Genomic DNA, 22822 nt, shown 5'->3' on the forward strand with positions numbered 1-22822 from the left:
GTGCGCATCACCTTCACCGGCGCGCCTCAAACAGCGGCGCGTACCGCGCCCGGCGTAAGCGGTTCATCGAGTAGCCTGCGGAAGCGGTCGGACCGGTCTTCGGTGCCGACCGCTCGGTCGAGCCACCCGCCGAGCAGCCGATATCCCTCCACATAGGTGGAGATGTAGGCCCGCCACAGCGGCGAGGACAGGAAGCGCAGCGACTGCCGCGCCCGTTGCGGCGTCATCAACCCCCAGGCCCGCAGGAACTCCACCACCTCGTCGGAGGTGCGCCGCCGGTCGTGCAGCAGCAGCGCGGCGTCCTGCCGCACACCGAGCAACATGGCCGAGGCGTCCGAAAGACGTTCGGCCCGTTCACCATCGAAGCGTAGACCGAGATCGGCGTAGATCTCCTGTGCCCACCTGCCCCAGCCCGGCCCGACGAGGGAGCGTAATGCCAGATCGGCCAGACCCTCGGCCATCAGGCACTGTGGGGTGTTCACCAGAAACAACGTCTGCTCGGCCTGACCTGCGGCGACCAGTCCGGCTTCCTTGCGACAGTGCTCGGTGTGATGCCCCGGATAGGACTCGTGCGCGATCAGCTGCGGCAGATACGCCATGTACTGGGTGAGGTCGGCGTTGATCGCGACTCGGGAACGATAGTTGCCCAAGTAGTAGTTGAACCCGGACCAGGGCTTGTCCCCGACCACTTCATAGGTCACGTGCTCGTGCTCGGGCAGCGGGTAACGGGCGCGGACCAGTTCGCGCAGTGCGCCGGAAAAGGCTTCGACGCAGGCCGGCAGACGCTCCGGCGGGATTTCGTCGGCCTTGCGGTGTGCGGCCATCCGTTCGGCCAAGGGGCCGTCCCCGGGGAGCACCTCGGCCATCCGCCGATGCGCCTGCCGGTAATCGGCCACGTCACCAAGTGCGATATCGACGTCGAAGTACGACTCGACCTCTTCGACAAACCCGATCTCCTCCCCTGCGAACTTACGTCCGGAACATTCCAGCGCCCGCAAGTGCACATCGAGGAATGCCGCACGCTCCGGTGACAACCCGGCACCTGGCACTGCCGCACGCAACTCGACGGCCCGACGGGCCAACTCGCGTGGCTGCGGCGCAGGCGCGTTCTGCACTGCGCGGCGCAACGCTGGATCACCGGTGTAGGCATCGACGAAACCTTCCTCCAGCCGGTCGAAGGCGAGGCCGAGCCGCAGGTATTCGGTTACGAGCGGATGCGCTTCCATGCCAGCCGACAGTAGCGGGTGCCGCCTCGGCCTGCGACTCAGTTACTCCCAGGTAGTGGTACCCCACTCATCCCGCCATGGTGACGCGGAGCAGAATTCGGCTATGCGGCGAAAGCTTGACCGAACCTCACCGGATCCGCACCAGTACTGTGCGTGTTTGCCGATGCGGAGCGTCGGGTAAGTGGCACGAATGAGCGAGCCGAGTCCATACGTGGAATTCGACCGGAAACAGTGGAGGACACTGCGTAAATCGACTCCACTGGTGCTCACCGAGGAAGAATTGGTCGGACTGCGTGGCCTCGGGGAACAGATCGATCTAGAGGAGGTCGCAGAAGTCTATCTCCCGCTCGCTCGGCTCATCCACCTCCAGGTGGCCGCGCGCCAACGCTTGTTCGCCGCGACCGCGACCTTCCTCGGCGAGACCCATCCGGACCGCCAGGTACCGTTCGTGATCGGCGTCGCGGGCAGCGTCGCGGTGGGTAAGTCCACCACCGCCCGCGTACTCCAGGCACTGCTGGCTCGCTGGGATCATCACCCGCGGGTCGACCTGGTAACCACCGACGGGTTTCTCTATCCCAGCGCGGAACTCATCCGGCGCGGCATCATGCATCGCAAAGGTTTTCCAGAGAGCTACGACCGTCGCAAACTGCTGCGATTCGTCACCGAGGTGAAATCCGGCGCGGCGGAAGTATGCGCACCGGTGTATTCCCACATCTCCTACGACATCGTGCCGGGACAGCTGCACTGTGTACACCAGCCCGACATTCTGATCGTCGAAGGACTGAACGTGCTGCAGACCGGGCCGCGGTTGATGGTCTCGGATCTGTTCGACTTCTCGATCTACGTCGACGCGCGCATCGAGGATATCGAGAAATGGTATATACAAAGGTTTCTCGCGCTGCGGGCAACCGCATTCGCCGATCCGGACGCGCATTTCCACCACTACTCCGGATTCACCGACGAGCAGGCGACTGCTGCGGCCCAAGAGATCTGGAACAGCACCAACCGACCGAATCTGGTGGAGAATATTCTGCCGACCCGACCGCGGGCGACCTTGGTATTACGCAAGGACACCGATCACAGCATCAACCGATTACGACTGCGCAAACTATGATATCCCTTACAGTTCACCCCCAGAGCGAATGACGAGAACAATCGGGGTCACACCATCGCAGGATCGAATCAGATACCGAAGCGACGGTGCCGCGCGGCATAGTTGCGCAGCGCGCGCAGAAAATCCACCCGCCGGAACTCCGGCCAGTACGCTTCGGTGAACCACATTTCGGAGTATGCGCTCTGCCACAGCAGGAACCCGGATAGCCGCTGCTCGCCAGAGGTGCGAATGACCAGGTCGGGGTCTGGCTGCCCGGAGGTGTAGAGATGCTGGCCGATCGCGTTCACAGTGATCGCTTGGACCAGGTCTTCGCCGGTCTCCCCGGCGGCGATCTCCTGACGGACCAACGAGCGGACCGCATCGGCGATCTCTTGTCTACCACCATAGCCGACCGCGACGTTGACGTGTACGCCCGAACGGTCCTCGGTGCGCTCGATCGCAGTGCGTATCCGTTTGGCGATCAGCTCGGGAAAACCGTCGAGGGAGCCGACCAGATGCACGCTCCAATTCTGCTCTGGGGCCGAAAGTTCCTCGACCACATCAGTGATCACCTCGAACAACGTCTCCAGTTCGTCCGCACTGCGCCGCAAGTTCTCAGTGGACAGCAGATAGACAGTCACCATCTCGATGCCCTCGGCCTCACACCAGCCGACCAGTTCGGCGACCTTCAACGCCCCCACCCGATGGCCCTGACTGACATCGGTGAAACCATTCTCCCGCGCCCACCGACGATTTCCGTCACACATCACCGCGACATGCCTAGGATGTTGCTTGTCCGCCAGCTGCCTGGACAACCGGGCCTCGTAGATGCGATACGGCAGTCCCCACACCTGACTCGGAAGTTCCACGTAAGCAACCCTACGCCTTGAAAGCCCGTTCTCGGCATCGACCGCGATACGCCGGTAAAGTGGCCGAAAACCCAAAGCTACGGTTACGTAGGTTACCGGTGGTTCAGCTTAGGAGGTAGCTCGTGTCCGAGTTGGTCGGTGCCGCCGACATGCCCTTGGTCGCGGCAGCGCCAAGGGAAGAAACACACCCCCCGGCACTGAACAAACCGCGTATGCGCGGATGGATCCACACCTGGGCCTTCGGTGTCGCGGCAGTGGCCGCTGTCGTACTGAGCGCGACCGCTGCCACGGTATCGGTAACCGCCGGGTGGGCGACTCTGGTCTACGGCCTCACAGTGTGCGGGTTGTTCGCTGTCAGCGCGACCTACCATCGAGTGAACTGGCCGACTGCCACCGCTCGCATCTGGATGAAACGGGCGGACCACTCGATGATCTTCCTGTTCATCGCAGGCAGCTATACCCCGTTCGCCCTGCTCGGTCTGCCCGAGCGCACAGGACGGACGTTACTGGCCGTGGTCTGGGCGGGAGCATTGGCCGGAGTAGCGGTGAAGATGCTCTGGCCGACCGCACCCCGCTGGGTCGGCGTCCCGCTGTATCTGCTGCTCGGCTGGGCTATTGTGCCGGTCGCCGGGCAATTGAACAGCCAGGTCGGCATCACACCGCTACTGCTGCTGTTGATCGGTGGTCTGTGCTATAGCGGCGGCGCCATCCTCTATGCGACCAAGTGGCCGAACCCATGGCCGACCGTCTTCGGTCATCACGAGTTTTTCCATGCGGCCACAGTGCTCGCGGCGCTGACTCACTATGCGGCGATCTGGCTCGTGGTGTTGCGTTGAACGCAACACCATAGGGTCGAAAACAAGGGCAACGTGCGATGCAACTGCACCCGATCGAAAGCAGCTCACCAATCCCTACAGTTCAGGTGCTCACGACAGTCCAGCGTATCAACATAGCAAAGCGCACGCGGGTCGAGTTCATTTGTGCCGCGGCCCCGACGTGGCTTGTGCGCAGACCCACCCCGACCCATCGGCTACCCGGATCACAGGCCCGATGATCGCGAAACTCACCGTATGGGCGCTCACCGCACGGGCCGGTCTGGCTGCGATGGTCACTACGGCCAATCTCAGTGGCGTCACAGTGATCATAGTCCAGCTGTGGTTGAACGGGTTCATCGAAAGTCTCGGCGCGAACTGGCTGCGGGCGCTGGCACTCGCCGGCGTCTATCCAGCGGCCGGGGTCCTGATCGGTGTCCTACTCGCGGTGCGCGACCGGAAGGTATATTTCGGCTGGCTCGACGCCACACGCACGCCGACCGCAGCGGAAGCTCGCCGTTTGCTGCGACTACCGACCGCGATCAGCCTGAGGGCGCTCGCACTGTGGATTCCCGGCGTGATCGCGGCAACGGCGATCTTCGAGCATCTAACCCCCCGCAGTGACCGCGGCGTGATCGCGGCGCTGTTCACCCTCGGCGCGTTGGAGTCGGCAGCGGTCACCTTCCTGATCGTGGATCGGCTGATCCGGCCGACGATTCCGGTGGTCGCCGAAGTGCTCGGCTGGACGATGCACTGGAGTTCCTCTGTACTCACACGAGTCGTGGTGACCTGGGCGGTAGCGGCAGCGCTTCCACTGCTCATGCTGATCGTCGTGCTCGCCGCCCCGACCGCGACACCGACTGACCGAGTCAGGACCGCTATCTACTTGTCCGCGGTCAGCATCGGAGTCGGAGCATTGGCGACCACTTTTCTCGCACGTGCTGTCGCGGCGCCGATGCACACACTGCGCCGAGCGCTGGACCGGATCACTCAGGGAGACCTGGGCGTCCAGGTGCCGATCGACAGTACCAGCGAGATCGGCAGACTCGAGCACTCGGTCAACGAGATGGCCGCGAATCTGCGTGAACGACAGCGAATGCGCGAGGTGTTCGGCAGGCATGTCGGGACAGAGGTGGCCGAGCGCGCGCTCGCGGTCGGGGCGGATCTCAGTGGTGACGTGCGCGAGGTGACAGCACTGTTCGTCGATGTGACCGGCTCGGTGGAGCTGTCCACCGGGTTGCCGCCACACGAGTTCGTCGCCAAACTGAACCGGCTTCTCGCGATCGTTGTCGCAGCGACCGAGGAGAACAACGGACTGGTCAACAAATTCGAGGGCGACGCGGCCCTGTGTGTCTTCGGAGCGCCGATAGCCCTGCGCGACAACGCGACCATGGCCCTGCGCGCCGCGCGCCGTATCCGCGATGAGGTGACAGCCTCCGGCGAACTCGACATCGGCATCGGGGTGGCGCGCGGGCCGGTCTTCGCCGGCAACATCGGCACGGATACCCGGCTCGAATTCACGGTGATCGGCAACGCGGTCAACGCCGCTGCCCGTCTCACCACCGCGGCTAAAAGCGTGCCGCAACGGATCTTGGTGAGTACCGCCGTGATCGAGGCCGCTACGGCGCACGAAAGGTCCGAATGGACCTTCTACAACACTATGGTATTGCGTGGCATGAAGGAGCCGACCGGCTGCTGGACCGACAGCAGCGCCCCAGCCCCCGATCAAATATCCTGACGCCCGGATACAGACATCACCAGGCGAAATCGACCAGATCATCCACATAAGCACCGGCTAGCGGAGCCAGAAGACACAGCAACGCCAGGGGCGGAGCCAGAAGACACAGCAACGCCGGGGGCGGAGCCAGAAGACACAGCAACGCCAGACATCGAACCGAACGCCCCCTCCGTCGACGACCGGGACTGCGCTGATCCGTCCGCACAGGGACACCCGATCGAACAGCGGCTCCCCTAGTTCCGCTGGAGCGCCATGCGGAGCTGATCCGGAGTCGAGACCGGCAGGTCGCACACCGAGCCACGGCAGACATAAGCGGCAGCGGCATCGCGAACCAGGGGACGGTCAGCCAGTAATGGGACGGCATTCGGTGCGGCGGCGAGAACGATCGAACCGCCCGGAGCCACCAGACGAGCGGTAGTGAGCAATTCGGTGGGGTGGGTAATGGAATCGGCGGTGGCAATAGCGACCTGAAGCGGCCCACGCAGGGCTGCTTCGGCCACCGCGAGCCAATGCCCCGCCGAACGGGGAGCGCGCGCCAAGACCACCGCGCCGCATTCGAGTGTGCGATCGGCGAGCTCGCGATAGCGCGCGGCACGCTCCGGATCACTCACAGCCGCAGCGGTGAGCAGCGCTTCGGACAGCGCGGACGCACCGGCCGGAGCGGCACCGTCGATGGGGTCGCGTGGACGGGCTATCAATGTTTCGGCATCGTCGGCAGTGTCGAACCAGCTACCCGGACGCTCGGGGTCGGCGAAATGCTCGATCGCCATGTCCAGCACTCGTTGCGCGTCATCGAGCCAAACGAGCTCGCCGGTGGCCTGGTGAAGCGCGAGTAACCCGGTAACCAGCCAGGCGTAGTCCTCCAGAATGCCGGGCGCCGCGCCTGCGGTGCCGCCGAGTGACGCACGCCGCAGCCTGCCGTCCACCACATGCTCGGCAAGCAGGAAACGTGCGCAGCGGACCGCCGCGGTCACCCACTCCGGCTCGTCCAGTGCGGCCGCCGCCTCGACGAGCGCGGTGATCGCCATCCCGTTCCACGCGGTGACCACCTTATCGTCACGCCCCGGTTGCGGGCGGCGATCACGGGCCGCGATCAGCATCGCCCGCACCCGCTCCAGACGCGCTTTGTCCCGCGCCCCGGACGGCTCGGTGTACCGGGTCAACACCGATGTGCCCTGTTCGAAGTTTCCCGCAGTGGTCACCCCGAAGAATTCAGCGGCCCACGTCCCCTCGGTCGGCCCGATCACGCCGGTCAGTTCGGCGGGCGTCCACACATAGGTCGCACCCTCCACGCCAGGCACGCCTGGCTCCAGCTGTGTATCGGCGTCCAGCGCCGAGGCGAAGCCGCCATGAACTGTCCCCAGGTCGTCGAGCAGAAACCGTACAGTCTCACAGGCGACCCTGCGTGCTAATGATTCCGGTGCCGCCGAGAGGTCACGCCGCGCCAGATGCGCGTAGACACGCAACAACTGTGCATTGTCGTAGAGCATTTTCTCGAAGTGCGGCACCACCCACGCGGCATCGACCGCATACCGCGCGAATCCTCCGCGCAGCTGATCGTAGATGCCGCCGCGGGCCATCGCCTCAGTTGTGCGCGCGACCACATCGAATACGGCGGAATCCCCGGTCCGCTCCCAGTGCCGCAACAGGCCCTCCAGTAACGCCGACGGCGGGAACTTCGGCGCACCACCGAATCCGCCGTGCGTACTGTCCTCGGCGCGGAGCACGTCGGCAACGGCGTGGCCGAGCAGTTCTGCCGTGATCGCCACCTCGGCGGCGGGCAGCCCCGCTGCCTGCGCCCGCAGCGCCGCGGCCACCTGCGCGGACGCCTGCTGCACCTCGTCGCGGCGGGTGCGCCAGGTGTCGGTAATCGCGGTGAGTAGCTGAGTGAACGACGGCATGCCGCCACGCGGGAGTTTCGGATAGTAAGTACCGCAATAGAACGGTGCGCCGTCCGGGGTGAGGAAACAAGTCATCGGCCACCCCCCCTGCCCTGTCATCGCGACCGTGGCATTCATATAGACCGCGTCGAGGTCGGGCCGCTCCTCTCGGTCGACCTTCACACAAACGAAGTCCTCGTTCATCCGGCTCGCGGTCGTCACGTCCTCGAACGACTCGTGCGCCATCACATGACACCAGTGACAGGAAGCGTATCCAACCGAGAGCAGGATCGGCACGTCCCGCATACGCGCTTCGTCCAGCGCCTCGGCATCCCACTCACGCCAGTGCACCGGGTTGGCCGCGTGCTGGCGCAGATACGGCGACGTGGCGCTACCGAGCCGATTCATAGCCTCTACTCTCCCACGATGCGTCGGCGGCTACCCAGCGACGACACGGACCCGCTCAGCTCGACTCGGCACGGCCATCCGAGTCCGTGCCTCTTACTCCTTCACCATGGCGCGTGATGCCGTGCTCAGTTCCCTCGTCGGCCTCCTGGTCCGGTTCCGGGCGCTCGGGTTCGAAGGTCGCAGGCAGACCCTTGATATGCCGGTTCATCGACCGGATCAGCAAGAAGGTGCCTGCGAGCAGGACGAGTACGATGACAAGCCCGAGCGGTGATGCCTTGCCGAACTCCGGTCCGGTCGGAGTGGTCGGTGTCTGGGCGAGCAAGACCAACATCACGACAGCTCATCCTCGATTCCCGCGAACAGATCGGTCTCCGGAAGCATGGTCTCCACCCGAGTCCTGGCCAGCTCGAACTCTTCGGTGGGCCACAAACGCTGTTGCATCTCCAGCGGAATAGCGAAGAACGCGCCGTTCGGGTCGATCTGTGTCGCATGCGCGCGCAGAGCGTCGTCACGTTGCGGAAAGTACTTGGCACATTCGATCTGGGTAGTGATCCGCGAAAATATATCGCCGCGTTCAGCGGCGTAATTACGCAGCCGGTCCATCCACTGCTGCAGCGGGAACGGCTCGCCGGTGCGTTCGTAATCCTCGGCGAAAACCTCCATCCGCCGCATGCTGAACCCGTGGTCGTAGTACAGCTTCAGCGGCGTCCACGGCTCACCCGCGGCGGGAAAATGCTCGGGGTCACCCGCTGCCTCGAACGCGGCCACCGACACCTCATGGCAGCGGATGTGATCAGGATGCGGATAGCCGCCGGTCTCGTCGTAGGTGGTCACCACATGCGGCTTGAATTCACGCATCACCCGGACCAATGCCTCGGTCGCCTCCTCCAGCGGAACCAGCGCGAAGCAGTCCTCGGGCAACGGCGGCAGCGGGTCACCCTCGGGCAGACCCGAGTCGATGAAGCCGAGCCAATGCTGACGCACGCCGAGCGCGCGGGCGGCGGCGGCCATCTCCTGCCGGCGAATCTCCTCGATCCGCTCCAAGACCCCAGGCGTGTCCATGGCTGGGTTCAGGATGCTTCCGCGCTCTCCGCCGGTCAGCGTGACAACAAGAACGTCATGTCCTTCATCTGCGTAGCGGGCGGTAGTCGCGGCACCTTTACTGGATTCATCGTCGGGGTGGGCGTGTACCGCCATGAGGCGAAGGCCACTCAATTCTCGTTCACCATCGCTCTCGGTCGCGGGTGTCTAGGCTTCGTTACCTATAGTTCCATCCGATCCATATTTGTTCCGACCTACCCCCCAGGAGCGATCACCATGAGCGAGCCCGGGCCGCGCGCAGGCGGTGACGCGAAAGTCATGGCGGCTACACCGAACGGCCCTCGCACCGACCGGTACGGAACACAGTCGGCGCCCCGACGGCACTGGATCGCGCCACTCCTCGGCGCGCTCGTCGTATTGGCCGGATTCGGCGTCGCCTACCTCGGATATCAGAAATACGGCCCAGGGGACATCGAGGCCGAACAGCTCGGTTACACCGTGGTCAACGACTCGACCATGAGCGTCCGCTTCAAAGTCACCCGCGCCGACCCTTCACAGCCGGTGGTGTGCTTCGTACGTGCGATGGCCAGGGACAGCACCGAACTCGGTCGCCGCGAAGTACTCATCGGACCTTCCGACAGCGCGACAGTGCGGCTGACCACCATCGTGCGGGCGTCAGCGCGACCTGCGGCGAGCAGTGTCTACGGATGTAGCGCACACGTGCCGGACTACCTTCGAACAGACTGACCTCCTGAGTCGCCGAGCTGGGCGACTGCTTCGAATCAGCGGCACATCTTCGGCGACTTGCCTACGAAATCAACTCCGACCTGCGCGTTTGTGAATCATGCTAAAATGACTTGATACACGGTTCCGGGGCTCGGAGCCGTGTTTGCTGCATTGGCGGCCAGCGCTGAGGGTCCGGGTTTGTGAGTTTGCCCGCGACCGAGGGGGCCTGTAGGGGTTCGACGAACTTCCCAGGGTGGCTCCAGCCGTCGACCGGTGCGTGCTCGCCGCCAGTGGGTACTCGCCAGTGCTCAGGGAATCCCGGCCTGCCGGGAACAACTACTAGGGAGTGATCGAGATGACTGAGACGCAAGTGACCTGGCTGACCCCGGAGTCGCACGACAGGCTCAAGAGCGAACTCGACGCGCTCATCGCCAATCGTCCGGTCATCGCCGCCGAGATCAATGAACGCCGTGAAGAAGGCGATCTCAAGGAGAACGGCGGATACCATGCTGCCCGCGAGGAACAGGGGCAGCAAGAAGCGCGTATTCGCCAACTGCAGGAGTTGTTGAACAACGCCAAGGTCGGCGTCGCTCCTACCAAATCCGGCGTCGCGCTTCCTGGGTCGGTCGTGAAGGTCTACTACGACGGCGACGAGTCCGATACCGAAACATTCCTGATCGCCACCAGAGAAGAGGGCCTGCGAGACTCCAAGCTGGAGACCTATTCGCCGAACTCCCCGCTCGGCGGCGCGCTCATCGATGCCAAGGTGGGCGAGACCAGGGAGTACACACTGCCCAATGGCAACACTATGAAGGTCACCCTGATCAGCGCCGAGCCCTACCACAGCTGATGGTATGGGCCGTGGCGCGGCCCTACTCACAACCTCTGCGAACAACCTGCGCGAACATGAGCAGCCGTACCCGGACAGGGGGTACGGCCGCTTACGCATATCAGTGAATCTAGCTCAACGCCTGCTCGATATCCGCGAGCAGGTCGCTGACATCCTCTATACCGACCGACAGCCTTACCAGATCCGCAGGAACCTCCAGTTCAGAGCCCTCGGTCGAGGCATGGGTCATCGCCGCTGGATGCTCGATCAGCGACTCGACGCCACCAAGAGATTCGGCCAAGGTGAACACTGTGGTTCGTGCGCAGAACTTGCGCGCGGCTTCGACACCACCACGCAGACGCACCGAGATCATCCCGCCGAATCGCCGCATCTGCTTCTCGGCGAAGACATGGCCCGGATGCTCCGGCAAGCCGGGGTAGATCACCTGCGCGACCACCGGGTGCCTGGACAAGAACTCCGCGAGCGTTTCGGCATTGTCGCAGTGTCGGTCCATTCGTAACGCGAGAGTCTTGGTGCCGCGCAGCGTGAGAAAGACGTCGAACGGGCCTGGGACCGCACCCGCGCCGTTCTGCAAGAACGCGAACGCCGCGTCGAGTTCCGGATCGTCGGTGATCAACGCACCCCCGACAACGTCGGAGTGACCGCCGAGGTACTTGGTGGTGGAGTGCACCACGATGTCGGCACCGAGTAGCAGCGGCTGTTGCAGATACGGGGTCGCGAAGGTGTTGTCGACCACGAGTTTGGCGCCCGCGGCGTGCGCTACATCGGCCAGCGCAGGAATATCACCGATGTTCAGCAACGGATTGGTCGGAGTTTCGATCCACACCAGTTCGGTATTCGGCCGGATGGCGGCACGGACCGCGTCCACATCGGATATGCGGGCAGGCGAGTGCTCGATGCCCCATTGGCGGAACACCTTGTCGATCAGACGAAAAGTGCCACCATAGGCGTCATCGGGAATCACGATATGGTCGCCCGGACGCAGGGTAGCTCGCAACGCACAGTCCGTCGCGGCCATCCCCGAAGCGAATGCCCGGCTGTAGCGGCCCGCTTCCAAAGCCGCGAGGTTCGTCTCCAGCGCGGCGCGCGTCGGATTTCCAGTACGGGCGTATTCGAACCCGCCGCGCAAACCGCCCACACCGTCCTGGGCGAAGGTCGAACTCGCGTAGATGGGCACATTCACCGCGCCGGTCTGGGGGTCGGGATCGAACCCGGCGTGCACGGCCCGTGTGGAGAATCCCAGCTCGCTCATAGGCTCAGCCTAATCGGGAGGCTCTCCGGACCCGCTGCCGGTAGGCTCCTACGGCGGGTCGGTATGCATATGAGCAGGTTCGGATCACCGCAGAGGTGCTGTCCTCATAGGCTGATCCCATGGTCACTGTCGAAGAACTATTCGCCACCGATACGCTGCTGTCCGAGGACGAGCGCGAGATCCGGGATACCGTCGCCACCTTCGCAGCCCGTCGACTACGCCCGCACATCGCGGACTGGTTCGAGGCAGGCGTCTTCCCAGCACGCGAACTCGCACCGGAACTGGGCAAGCTCGGTCTGCTCGGCATGCATCTGAACGGCTATGGTTGTGCCGGCATGTCGGCGACCACCTATGGTCTGGCCTGCCAGGAACTGGAGGCGGTCGACTCCGGCGTGCGCAGCATGGTCTCAGTACAGGGCTCGCTTGCGATGACCGCGATCCACAAGTACGGCTCCGAAGAGCAGAAGCAGCAATGGCTTCCAGAACTCGCCGCCGGCCACGCACTCGGCTGCTTCGGGCTGACCGAACCCGACTTCGGTTCCAATCCCAGCGGCATGCGGACCAGGGCGAAGCACGACGGTACCGACTGGGTGCTGAACGGCTCGAAGATGTGGATCACCAATGGATCGGTAGCCGATGTCGCGGTGGTCTGGGCGCAGACCGAAGAGGGGGGGAAGCAGGTGATCCGTGGATTCCTGATACCCGCGGACACGCCTGGGTTCACGGCGCGGGAGATGCGCCGCAAGCTGTCGCTGCGCGCCTCCGTCACCGCAGAACTGGACTTCGACGACGTCCGCCTGCCCGCCGACGCAGTGCTGCCGGGATCACGCGGGCTCGCCGCGCCGTTGGGGTGTCTGAGCGAGGCACGCTTCGGCATCATCTTCGGCGCGCTCGGCGCCGCCCGCGACTGCCTGGCCACGACTATCGAGTATGCCCGCACCCGCGAGGTGTTCGACAAGCCGCTGGCCGCTTACCAGCTCACCCAGGCCAAGCTGGCCGATATGGCCCTGGAACTCGGCAAAGGGCAATTGCTCGCACTGCATATCGGGCGTCTGAAAGATCGTGGCGCGGTCACATCCGAACAGGTGAGCGCGGGCAAGCTGAACAGTACGCGCGAGGCCATCGCGATCGCACGCGAATGTCGCACCATTCTCGGCGCCAATGGCATTACGCTCGACTATCCGGTACTTCGCCACGCGAACAACTTGGAGTCGGTACTCACCTACGAGGGCACCGCTGAGGTACACCAGCTGGTACTCGGCCGGGCCTTGACCGAAGCCAACGCCTTTCGCTGACAGGCTTCCCCGCTCCGGTCATGCAGAGAAGACCTCCGGCCATGCCGGGAAGACGAGAACATCGACCGACTGTTTCGGCTCAAGCTGGACCTCCATGGTCGGGGCGCTCGGAATACTCACCGGTTTTCGGGTGAACGCTGTCGTCTGTCGATGACACCTCCTCGCTCACGCCAGGTCCGTTCCTCTGATATGAGCGAGGTCCCCTGGCAGCCTGCTGATCGATCCAGAGCTGCTCGCGGACAACGGACGCACAACTGCATCGGCGGGCATCGGCACGCAGCTCGGCCATGGACATCCTCTCCCCCAGGCTGCCCAGCATACTGCCCGCTACAACGCGTGCCGCATGGGCAACCGCGCCTACGAACACCACAATGCCGACCGCGGCAATCGGCTCGGGCAGCCGGGCGATGAGGTCATTGGTCATGTCGCTGACCGGATTCGGGCCGAAGACGCTGAAGCCGAGCTGCAACGCGATCAGCAAGATCACCGCGTACGCCAGCTTCGCCACGATGTCGGATGCGGAGTAACGACTACGCGACAGCAACTCCCGAATCCCACCCCGCGCCACACGCCGGTCGAACCCGGCCCTCTCCAGCACCTTGACCACGGCCATGGCAACCGCTTTGGCCGCCAACCAGCCAATGAGCAGGATAAGCAGAAACCCGGCCAGTTTGGGCGCGAACACGACGATAGAACTCCACACACCGGACAATCCCTGCGGAAAATCGATAGCAGAGCCGGAAATGCGCATACCAACATCCCTTCGCTACCCGATGATTTCGCTCTCCGACGACAACGCTGACACCGCGTCAATAGCCACGAACAAGAGCCACGAACAAGAGCCACGAACAAGAGCCACGAACAGGTCGGCCCCGACTACTTCCCGCACGGTTATACCGCGCGACTTCCCCGAAGTCGTGATTTGCGGATCGATTACCGCCTTCACCGTCGTCCGAGAACAAGCTTGAATAAGCACCGAAAAGCGACTGGCCACCCGACCGCGGTCCACTAGGCCGGATCGCCTTCTCGTCAATCTGCCGACCCCATACTTTGAGTCGGCTCTTCGCATATAGCGCGGAACCAGGGAAGCCGGTGGACAGTGAATTGTTATACTTCGTTATCTCGGTTTACCTATAGTTCGCTCACCACGTGGGCGGCCGGGAGTACGGGCGAGGACAACATGCCTGAGCAGAGTGCGACGTCGACCGCCCCGGCCACCACCGGAGCTCTCGTCAGGAGAGGCGCCCACACCGTGCGTCCTCCTCGTGAAAGTCGATAACACGCGTCGCGCGCGGAACCTGGTGCAGGTGGGCGGGTCGCGCCGTAGTACCGACGAATGACCGATGGGAAGGTGAGCATGGAAATCCTGGACTGTCCGGGCGCAACCGTTATGGGCATCGAAGTGGTGGCGCACTGGCAAGACCTCGGTGCTGAAGTCTCCCGCGCGTGGAGTCGCGTCTTCGCATCGTTGGCGGAACTGCCGGTGAGCGCATCCGGACGGCTGGTCGACGTATCGCTGGAGGTCACCGAGGGGCGGTACCGCGAGTTGGTCGGGGCAGTGGTGGACTGTAGCGAACCGTGTCCGGACGAATTCTCCGTAGTGCAGATCGCGCCACAGCGCTTGTTGTTCCATCGGCACAAAGGTCCGGTGACCGATATAGCGAAGAGTTTCGGGACGATGTTGGCATGGGCCGAACGCAAAGGGATTCCGCCTACGGATTTCAAACTCGATGTGGGATACACGCCGGCGGGCGAAGAAACCGCACACGACCTTTATGTCGGGCTCGACCCGGCGATGTCCTGGCATCGTATCCGGCGCGCGGCACAGCAGAGCCGGGCGGAAGTGCGGTGAACGGGCGGTCACGCTGATCCGTAGCGGGTTGTGCTTCAGTGGTGCTAGCTGTTGCGCGGAAAACCGAGATCCACGCCGCCATGGCTCGGGTCCAGCCAGCGGGAGGTGATCGTCTTCTCTTGGGTGAAGAATGCGAACCCATTCGGGCCATACGCCTTCGCGTCGCCGAACAGCGATGCCTTCCAGCCGCCGAAACTGTGATATGCCACTGGTACGGGGATCGGCACGTTCACGCCGATCATGCCGACGCGCACCTGCCGCTGAAAGCGCCGCGCCGCGCCGCCATCGCTGGTAAAGATCGCCGTACCGTTGCCATAGGGTGAGGCGTTGATGAGCTCGACGGCATGTTCGAAGCCCTCGACCCGCACCACCGAGAGCACCGGCCCGAAGATCTCATCGCGATAGACCGCCGAGGCAACCGGCACCTGGTCGATCAGTGTCGGGCCGAGCCAGAACCCATTCGGGTCTCCGTCGATGGCGGCGGCACGGCCATCGACTACCAGACGCGCCTGGTCCGCGATTGCGGTATCGAGATACCCGGCTACTCGATCACGATGTTCGCGGGTGATCAGTGGCCCCATATCGCAACCGCGGCGGCCGTCGCCGGTACGCAGGCCGGTCATACGCGCAGCGATCCGGGCGACCAGGTCGTCGGCGATGGCGTCTACCGCGAGCACCACGCTGACCGCCATGCATCGTTCGCCTGCCGAGCCGAAGCCGGCATTGACAGCCGCGTCCGCGGCCAAGTCAAGATCGGCGTCCGGCAGGACGAACATGTGGTTCTTGGCCCCGCCGAGCGCTTGCACGCGTTTGCCGTGCGCACTGGCGGTCCGATATACGTAATCGGCGACCGGCGTGGAGCCGACGAATGAGATCGCGACAACCTCGGGGTGGGTGAGCAATGCGTCCACCGCCTCCTTATCTCCATGCACGATGTTCAGCACGCCCGCGGGTAACCCTGCCTCAGCCGCGAGTTCGGCCAGCCAGTTCGCCGCCGAAGGATCCTTCTCGCTCGGCTTGAGCACCACGGTGTTCCCGGCCGCGATCGCAATCGGGAAGAACCACAACGGCACCATGGCCGGGAAGTTGAACGGGCTGATGATGCCGACCACACCGACCGGCTCACGCACCGAGTACACATCGATCCCGGTCGAAGCATTCTGGCTGAACTCGCCTTTGAGCAGGTGCGGCATGGACAGCGCGAATTCGACGACCTCGAGCCCGCGGGCGACCTCGCCTGCCGCGTCGGCCAGTACCTTGCCGTGCTCAGCGGTCAAGATATGCGCCAGATCACCACTGTGGGCATGAAGGAGTTCGCGGAAATTCAATAAGAAGCGGTGGCGGGTGGCGACCGAGGAGTCGCGCCAGCCGGGCAATGCGGTGGCAGCCATAGCGACCGCTACGCCGACGTCGGCACCGGTGGCCATCCGTACACCGCGCTGCGGGGTGCCCAGAGCCGGGTCGTATACCGGGGCGGTACGAGTGGATTCGCCCGTCCAGGATTTGCCACCGACCCAATGGTCGACAATATCGGTGGTCGTTGGTCCCGTCATCGAAACTCCTCGGCGGGCAGAGCCGTCAATACCTCGCTCAACACAGCAGCGGCCTTGGCGACCTCGGCTTCGGTAACCACGCACGGCGGTGCTACGTGAATGCGGTTTTCGGCCAGAAATGCAAGCAGTCCCCTAGCGATCAGTTCGGACTTCACCCATGCCATGCTCGCCGCCGATACCGGTTCGCGAGTGTGACGATCAGTGACCAATTCGATCGCCCAGAACACGCCTTCGCCGCGCACCTCGCCGATCACCGAGCAATCCTGCGCCAGTCGCGCCAGGGCCGGGCCGAGCACAGTGCGGCCGATCCGCTCGGCGTTCGCCACAATCCCTTCGGCGGCCATCACGTCCAGAGCCGCCACGATCGAGGCCGCGGCCAATGGATGCCCGCTATAGGTGAGACCGCCGGGGAAGACGGTCTCGTCGAAAGTGCGTGCGATGTCATCGGCGATGACCACCCCGCCCACTGGGACATACCCGGAGTTGACTCCCTTGGCGAAGGTGATCAGATCGGGTGTCACGCCGTGGCCGTCGAATGCGAACCACCGTCCGGTGCGGCCGAATCCGCACATCACCTCGTCGAGAATCAGCACGATCCCGTACCGGTCGGCGATGGCACGGACGCCGGCGAGATACCCGGACGGCGGCAACAAGATACCGGCGGTGCCAGGCACGCTCTCCAACAGAATCGCCGCGATCGTCGCCGGACCTTCGCACTGCACAACCCGCTCCAGATGCCGCAGCGCCCGCTCGCACTCCTGCTCGGCGCTGGTCGCCCAGAACTCACTGCGATACAGGTAAGGACCGAAGAAATGTACGTGGCCGCGAGCGTACTCGTTCGGCATGCGCCGCCAGTCGCCTGTCGCGGCCACTGCCGCCCCGGTATTGCCATGGTAGGAACGGTAGGTCGAGAGCACCTTGTCGCGGCCAGTGTGCAGCCGCGCCATCCGGATCGCGTTCTCGTTCGCGTCCGCACCGCCATTGGTGAAGAACACTTTCTCGAAACCGTCCGGCGCCAGTGCGACGATCCGCTGGGCCGCTCGACCGCGATGTAAATTCGCGACAGCCGGTCCGATAGTGCTCAGCCGGGCCGCTTGTTCGGCGATCGCGGTCGTGACCACGGGATGCTGATGGCCGATATTCACATTGACCATCTGACTCGCGAAATCGAGATACTCCCGGCCCGCGTGATCCCACACCCGGCAGCCGCGACCACCTGCCAGCACCAGCGGGTCCAATGCGGACTGCGCCGACCAGGAGTGGAACACATGACTGCGGTCCAGTTCGTAGGCGTGCGCGTCCAGATCCGCGCGCACGGTGGTCATGCGCTCACCTTCGTCGCCGTGATGTGTTGCCGCAGTAGCGGGATAACGGTCTCACCGTAGACGCGCAAGGTCTCCTCCTTATTGTCGTGTTGCAGGTAGCCCGCGAACTGGTCGACGCCGAGCTCAGCGAGTTTGCGTAGTTTGGCGAGGTGCTCGTCGGGCGTGCCGAGTATGCAGAACCGTTCGACGATGTCGTCGGAAACGAAGTCGGCGTGCGTATTGCCCGCACGACCGTGCTGGTTGTAGTCATAACCTGTTCTGCCCGCGATGTATTCGGTCAGTGCACGCGGCACCAGCCCATCGGCGCCATAGCGCGCAACGATGTCGGCGACGTGATTGCCGACCATTCCGCCGAACCAGCGACACTGCGCGCGCATATGCGCCCGATCGGCGCCGATATACATCGGCGCAGCCACACAGATCTTGATCGAGCCCGGTTCGCGGCCCACTGCGACCGCGGCCTTACGTACGGTGCGGATCATCCACTCGGCGATATCGAGGTCGGCCAGTTGCAGGATGAACCCGTCGGCCACTTCACCAGTCAGCGCGAGTGCCTTCGGCCCATAGGCGGCCACCCAGATATCCAGTGTCGAACCGACGCTCCACGGGAACTGCACCGTATTGCCCGCGTAGTCGACCGGCCGGGAATTGGCTAGTTCCCTGATCACATGGATGGACTCGCGCAAGGCGCGCAGCGTAGTGGGTTTGCCACCGCCGACCCGCACCGCCGAATCGCCGCGGCCGATCCCGCAGATAGTGCGGTTGCCATACGCCTCGTTGAGCGTGGCGTACAGCGATGCGGTGACGGTCCAGTCCCTGGTCGCCGGATTGGTCACCATCGGCCCGACCATGATCCGTTTCGTCTCGTGCAAAATCTGGCTGTAGAGCACGTACGGTTCCTGCCACAACAGATGCGAATCGAAGGTCCACAGATGGCTGAACCCGTGCGCCTCTGCGAGTTTCGCCAATTGCACAGTGCGCGCCGCGGGCGGGTCGCACTGAAGTACCACTCCGAATTGCATGGCCTCTCCTCAGATCAGATACTGACACCGGTCACGGCGCAGGAACTGCCCGTCGCCCTTGCGGCCGCGATATTCGCCATCGGCCACGACGACCTTGCCCCGGGAGAGCACAGTGTCTACGTGACCGTCGATCTCGTAGCCCTCCCATGCCGAGTAGTCCATATTCATGTGATGGGTTTTGCCGAGACCAATGGAGGTGTGGCCATTCGGGTCATAGATCACGATGTCGGCGTCGGCGCCGGGAGCCAGCACGCCCTTGCGGCCGTATAGACCGAACATGCGGGCCGGGGTGGTCGAGGTGATCTCCACCCAGCGCTCCAGCGTGATCCTGCCGTCCACCACCCCCTGATACAACAGGTCCATACGATGCTCGATGGACCCGATGCCATTGGGAATCTTGGAGAAATCACCAAGACCCATGTCTTTCTGTCCCTTCATGCAAAAGGGACAGTGGTCGGTGGACACCATTTGCAGATCATTGGTACGCAGCGCCTGCCAGGCTTGGTCTTGATGTTCTTCCTGCCGGGAGCGCAGGGGTGTCGAGCACACCCACTTGGCCCCCTCGAAACCCGGCGCGCCGAGGTTGTCTTCCAATGACAAATATAAGTATTGCGGGCAGGTTTCGCCGAAAACATTACGACCCCGATCGCGGGCCGCGGCCAGTTGGGCGACTGCCTGCTTCGCGGAGACGTGCACAATATACAGCGGCGCCCCGGTGAGGTCGGCGAGCATTATCGCCCGATGGGTGGCCTCCTCCTCCAGCTGCCAGGCGCGGGCGATGCCGTGATAGTACGGCTCGGTCTTGCCTTCGGCCAGCAGTTGGGCGACGAGCACGTCGATGGCAGGGCCGTTCTCCGCGTGCATCATGGTCAGCAGCCCAGCGTCGGCGCCGATCCGCATGGCACGCAGAATCTGCGCGTCATCGCTGTAGAAGACACCCGGGTAGGCCATGAAAAGTTTGAAACTGGTGATGCCTTCGTCGGGCAGTTCCCGTAGCGCCGCCAAGGATTCGTTGTCGACATCACCGACGATCTGATGGAACGAATAGTCGATCGCGCATTGGCCCGCTGCCATATCGTGCCAGGTCTGCAAGCAGTCCTGCACGCGCTCGCCGAACTTCTGCACCGCGAAGTCGATGATCGTGGTGGTACCGCCCCAGGCCGCTGCCCTGGTTCCGGTCTCGAAATCGTCGGACGCGGTAGTACCGCCGAATGGCATGGATAAGTGGGTGTGCGCGTCGATGCCGCCGGGGATGACGTACTTTCCGGTCGCGTCGACGACGGTGTCCACGGTCTCGGCCGGATTCGCGCCCAGCACGGTACTGTCCGGCCGCACTAGCGCGACGATGCGTTCTCCGTCGACCAGGATATCGGCCGCGACACGCCCGGTTGCCGAGACAACCGTTCCACCCGTGATCAGTGTGGTGGCCATCTGCCCTCCCGGATCAGGGCGCCACGATGGCGTGGTAAGAATCCGGTCGCCGATCACGATAGAACTGCCATTCGCCGCGGACTTCGCGTACCAGGTCCAGATCGATATCGCGGACCACCAGCTCATCACTGTCAGCGGAGGCGATCTCACCGACGTAGTTCCCGCGCGGATCGACGAAATACGAACTGCCGTAGAAGGTGACGGCATCGCCACCGAACTCGTCGCTTTCTGTGCCGATGCGGTTGTTGGCCGCGATGAAGTACTGGTTCGCGGCGGCCGCTGCGGGCTGTTCCAATTCCCAAAGTCGTTTGGAAAGACTCGGTTTGGTGGCCGAGGGGTTGAACACGAGCTCGGCCCCACCGAGTCCGTAGGCTCGCCACCCCTCAGGGAAATGTCGGTCGTAGCAGATATAGATCCCGATCTTACCCACTGCGGTATCGAATACGGGATAGCCCGAATTCCCCGGCCGGAAATAGAATTTCTCCCAGAAGCCGGGCAGATGCGGAATATGATTCTTTCGGTACTTGCCGAGATAACTGCCATCGTTATCGATCACTGCCGCGGTGTTGTAGAAAACACCGGGCCGGTCTTCCTCATACACCGGAAGTACGATCACCATCCGATGACGTCTGGCCAGTTCCGTGAACCGCTGGGTAATCGGTCCCGGCACGGATTCTGCGTACTCGTAGTACTTCTTGTCCTGCACATTGCCGAAGTACGGTCCGTAGAACAGCTCCTGGAAGCAGATGACCTGCACGCCTGCCTCGGCAGCTTGTTCGACGAACCCTTCGTGTTCAGCCAGCATCGACTCCTTGTCGCCGGTCCATGCCACCTGAGTGATAGCGGCCCTGATTGTCGTCACCTGTCGATCTCCCTCCCGGAATTGGTTATGTTATCTTTACAGGTAAACATTTCCTGAATACTTCAGCCAGTGTCGAAAGTGTAATCGCGCTCCGTGATCGAGAAGTGAAAATGGTCGACCGGATTCAGATCGACGACCCCACGCCAGCCGGGATCGCGGGCACCATCGCCCGCCTCATCACCAGTGGCGAACTGCGCGCGGGCGACCGACTGCCCACAGTGCGGGAGCTGTCGGCTCAGCTAGGGGTCAGCCCCGCGACCGTAAGCCACGGCTGGCGAGCGTTGGCGCAGGCAGGACTGGTGGTCACGCGCGGCCGTAGTGGGACCTTCGTCACCGAGAAAAGACCCAGACCGGCACCATCCCGGACCGGCGGAATGACCCGTGGCGCCACCGTCGCGCGGCTGGATCTCTCCCTCGGAACGCCCGACCCCGTGCTACTGCCAGAAATCGGCTCGATTCTGTCCCGACTGGCGCTCAACGCCGAGACCACCGACTACCATCAAGCCCCTGTGGTTCCCGAACTCGGTCGGCTGCTGCAAGCGGGCTGGCCCACCAAGTCCGGCGCACTGACCGTCGTTGACGGCGCGATGGACGGCGTCGTCCGCAGTCTGCACGCCGTGGTCCGTTTCGGCGATCGAGTAATCGTCGAGGACCCCACCTTCCCTTATATCCTCGACCATCTGGAATCGATCGGCGCGCGACTGGTTCCGGTCACGATGGACGAAGAGGGGGTGCTGCCGGAAGAGTTCGCGCGTGCGGTGGCCGCTGGAGCTACCGCCGCAGTTCTGCAACCGCGGGCGCAGAATCCCACCGGGGCATCGATGAGCGCCGATCGCGCCGAGGAACTCGCCGCGATCCTGCGGCGCGCTGACCATCGGTGCATGATCGTCGAGGACGATCATGCCGGTCCGGTTGTCCCCGCGCCGGATATCAGCATCGGCCGCAGACTGCCCGATCATGTGCTACATGTGCGCAGTTACTCCAAATCGCACGGCCCCGACTTGCGGATCGCGGCCCTCTCCGGACCGGAGGACATCATCGATCGCATTGTCGCCACACGAGTTCTCGGTCCCGGCTGGACGCCACGCATCCTGCAGCGCCTGCTGTACGAAATGCTCCGCGACGACACCGTCACCCGCACCATCGAGCACGCGTGCGCGCAGTACCAGCTTCGCCGGCGCGCCCTCGTCGACGCACTACGCAGCCACGATGTGTCCCTCGCCGCAGGACAGGGCCTCAACGTTTGGCTACCGGTAGCCGATGAACGTAGCGCACTGATTCACCTGGCCGCCAACGGCATTCGCGTAGCTCCCGGTGGACCCTTCTTCGTCGCCGACCGTGGCCACCCGCAAGCGGTGCGCGTGACGATCGCACCCCTCACCGAAGACGTCGACGAAGTCGCCGCCGTCCTCGCCATAGCCGCATGCCCCCGCCGATCGGAATACTTCCCCCTCGACCGGCACCGGTCGAGTATGTCGTCGGGGTGAGTGGAGTGATTTGGTCGCCCCAAGGTGCTGTTCAGCCACCATTCAACTACCGTCGGTATTTAGAAACCATGGCAGCGGGAGACGTTGTTACCGGACGCCA

The 22822-nt window shown here is 63.7% G+C and carries 20 protein-coding genes; 8 read left to right on the forward strand and 12 right to left on the reverse strand.

Annotated elements, in window-relative coordinates; all coding sequences use genetic code 11:
- Positions 1 to 26: 26 nt before the first annotated feature.
- Positions 27 to 1226 (reverse strand): DUF885 domain-containing protein, encoded by a 1200-nt coding sequence (locus ACX4ZE_RS07005; RefSeq protein ID WP_480272477.1) that lies wholly within the window; start codon positions 1224 to 1226, stop codon positions 27 to 29.
- A gap of 181 nt (positions 1227 to 1407) precedes the next feature.
- Between ACX4ZE_RS07005 and coaA the strand changes: the two genes are divergently transcribed.
- Positions 1408 to 2340 carry a type I pantothenate kinase gene (gene coaA, locus ACX4ZE_RS07010; RefSeq protein ID WP_480272478.1) on the forward strand — a complete coding sequence of 311 codons (933 nt, stop codon included), beginning with the start codon at positions 1408 to 1410 and terminating at the stop codon, positions 2338 to 2340.
- Between the two features lie 68 nt (positions 2341 to 2408).
- Here the strand turns inward: coaA and ACX4ZE_RS07015 are convergent, their stop codons facing one another.
- A complete protein-coding gene (locus ACX4ZE_RS07015; RefSeq protein ID WP_480272479.1) occupies positions 2409 to 3188 on the reverse strand; it encodes an isoprenyl transferase in 780 nt (259 codons plus the stop codon).
- 149 nt (positions 3189 to 3337) lie between these two features.
- Here ACX4ZE_RS07015 and trhA point away from each other — a divergent pair, with 149 nt between their 5' ends.
- Together trhA and ACX4ZE_RS07025 are read left to right on the forward strand one after the other, a co-directional pair.
- On the forward strand, positions 3338 to 4024 hold the full coding sequence (gene trhA / locus ACX4ZE_RS07020) for a PAQR family membrane homeostasis protein TrhA (protein ID WP_480272549.1): 687 nt from the start codon (positions 3338 to 3340) through the stop codon (positions 4022 to 4024).
- 214 nt (positions 4025 to 4238) lie between these two features.
- Positions 4239 to 5738 (forward strand): adenylate/guanylate cyclase domain-containing protein, encoded by a 1500-nt coding sequence (locus ACX4ZE_RS07025; RefSeq protein ID WP_480272480.1) that lies wholly within the window; start codon positions 4239 to 4241, stop codon positions 5736 to 5738.
- Between the two features lie 233 nt (positions 5739 to 5971).
- On the opposite strand, the gene ACX4ZE_RS07030 is transcribed toward ACX4ZE_RS07025, so the two are convergent.
- From ACX4ZE_RS07030 to mca, 3 genes are read right to left on the reverse strand one after another with little or no spacing between them, the layout of a single operon-like run.
- The gene (locus tag ACX4ZE_RS07030; protein ID WP_480272481.1) at positions 5972 to 8026 is read right to left on the reverse strand and encodes a thioredoxin domain-containing protein; all 2055 of its coding nucleotides are present in this window, start codon (positions 8024 to 8026) and stop codon (positions 5972 to 5974) included.
- 55 nt (positions 8027 to 8081) lie between these two features.
- Positions 8082 to 8357, reverse strand: a complete 276-nt coding sequence (locus ACX4ZE_RS07035) for a hypothetical protein (protein WP_480272550.1) — start codon at positions 8355 to 8357, stop codon at positions 8082 to 8084.
- A complete protein-coding gene (mca, locus tag ACX4ZE_RS07040; protein WP_480272482.1) occupies positions 8357 to 9223 on the reverse strand; it encodes a mycothiol conjugate amidase Mca in 867 nt (288 codons plus the stop codon). The genes ACX4ZE_RS07035 and mca overlap by 1 nt, the downstream gene beginning before the upstream one ends.
- Positions 9224 to 9343: 120 nt before the next feature.
- On the opposite strand from mca, the gene ACX4ZE_RS07045 reads away from it, so the two are divergent.
- Entirely contained in the window at positions 9344 to 9814 is a 471-nt protein-coding gene (locus tag ACX4ZE_RS07045; RefSeq protein WP_480272483.1) for a DUF4307 domain-containing protein, read from the forward strand.
- A 334-nt stretch (positions 9815 to 10148) separates the two neighbouring features.
- Entirely contained in the window at positions 10149 to 10643 is a 495-nt protein-coding gene (gene greA / locus ACX4ZE_RS07050; RefSeq protein ID WP_480272484.1) for a transcription elongation factor GreA, read from the forward strand.
- A 109-nt stretch (positions 10644 to 10752) separates the two neighbouring features.
- Here greA and ACX4ZE_RS07055 read toward each other — a convergent pair whose 3' ends face one another.
- Positions 10753 to 11895 (reverse strand): cystathionine gamma-synthase, encoded by a 1143-nt coding sequence (locus ACX4ZE_RS07055; RefSeq protein WP_480272485.1) that lies wholly within the window; start codon positions 11893 to 11895, stop codon positions 10753 to 10755.
- Between the two features lie 119 nt (positions 11896 to 12014).
- Here ACX4ZE_RS07055 and ACX4ZE_RS07060 point away from each other — a divergent pair, with 119 nt between their 5' ends.
- Positions 12015 to 13190, forward strand: coding sequence for an acyl-CoA dehydrogenase family protein (locus ACX4ZE_RS07060; protein WP_480272486.1), 1176 nt, complete (start codon positions 12015 to 12017; stop codon positions 13188 to 13190).
- A 79-nt stretch (positions 13191 to 13269) separates the two neighbouring features.
- Here the strand turns inward: ACX4ZE_RS07060 and ACX4ZE_RS07065 are convergent, their stop codons facing one another.
- Complete coding sequence (locus tag ACX4ZE_RS07065; protein ID WP_480272487.1) at positions 13270 to 13941, reverse strand: membrane protein; 672 nt, start codon at positions 13939 to 13941, stop codon at positions 13270 to 13272.
- A 585-nt stretch (positions 13942 to 14526) separates the two neighbouring features.
- Between ACX4ZE_RS07065 and ACX4ZE_RS07070 the strand changes: the two genes are divergently transcribed.
- Positions 14527 to 15042 carry a GyrI-like domain-containing protein gene (locus tag ACX4ZE_RS07070; protein ID WP_480272488.1) on the forward strand — a complete coding sequence of 172 codons (516 nt, stop codon included), beginning with the start codon at positions 14527 to 14529 and terminating at the stop codon, positions 15040 to 15042.
- A 44-nt stretch (positions 15043 to 15086) separates the two neighbouring features.
- On the opposite strand, the gene ACX4ZE_RS07075 is transcribed toward ACX4ZE_RS07070, so the two are convergent.
- Genes ACX4ZE_RS07075 through ACX4ZE_RS07095 form a run of 5 tightly spaced genes read right to left on the reverse strand, consistent with a single transcriptional unit; the run spans position 15087 to position 21235 of the window.
- Positions 15087 to 16595, reverse strand: a complete 1509-nt coding sequence (locus ACX4ZE_RS07075; RefSeq protein WP_480272489.1) for a CoA-acylating methylmalonate-semialdehyde dehydrogenase — start codon at positions 16593 to 16595, stop codon at positions 15087 to 15089.
- Positions 16592 to 17920: an aminotransferase class III-fold pyridoxal phosphate-dependent enzyme gene (locus ACX4ZE_RS07080; protein ID WP_480272490.1), complete on the reverse strand. Its 1329-nt coding sequence runs from the start codon at positions 17918 to 17920 to the stop codon at positions 16592 to 16594. The genes ACX4ZE_RS07075 and ACX4ZE_RS07080 overlap by 4 nt, the downstream gene beginning before the upstream one ends.
- Positions 17917 to 18942, reverse strand: a complete 1026-nt coding sequence (locus tag ACX4ZE_RS07085) for a TIGR03842 family LLM class F420-dependent oxidoreductase (protein WP_480272491.1) — start codon at positions 18940 to 18942, stop codon at positions 17917 to 17919. The genes ACX4ZE_RS07080 and ACX4ZE_RS07085 overlap by 4 nt, the downstream gene beginning before the upstream one ends.
- 9 nt (positions 18943 to 18951) lie before the next feature.
- Positions 18952 to 20373: a dihydropyrimidinase gene (gene hydA / locus ACX4ZE_RS07090; RefSeq protein ID WP_480272492.1), complete on the reverse strand. Its 1422-nt coding sequence runs from the start codon at positions 20371 to 20373 to the stop codon at positions 18952 to 18954.
- A 13-nt stretch (positions 20374 to 20386) separates the two neighbouring features.
- Positions 20387 to 21235, reverse strand: coding sequence for a nitrilase-related carbon-nitrogen hydrolase (locus tag ACX4ZE_RS07095; protein ID WP_480272493.1), 849 nt, complete (start codon positions 21233 to 21235; stop codon positions 20387 to 20389).
- Positions 21236 to 21345: 110 nt separating this feature from the next.
- On the opposite strand from ACX4ZE_RS07095, the gene ACX4ZE_RS07100 reads away from it, so the two are divergent.
- Positions 21346 to 22722, forward strand: a complete 1377-nt coding sequence (locus ACX4ZE_RS07100) for an aminotransferase-like domain-containing protein (protein ID WP_480272494.1) — start codon at positions 21346 to 21348, stop codon at positions 22720 to 22722.
- Positions 22723 to 22822 lie beyond the last annotated feature (100 nt).

The organism is Nocardia sp. TBRC8007 (genome assembly GCF_056629435.1).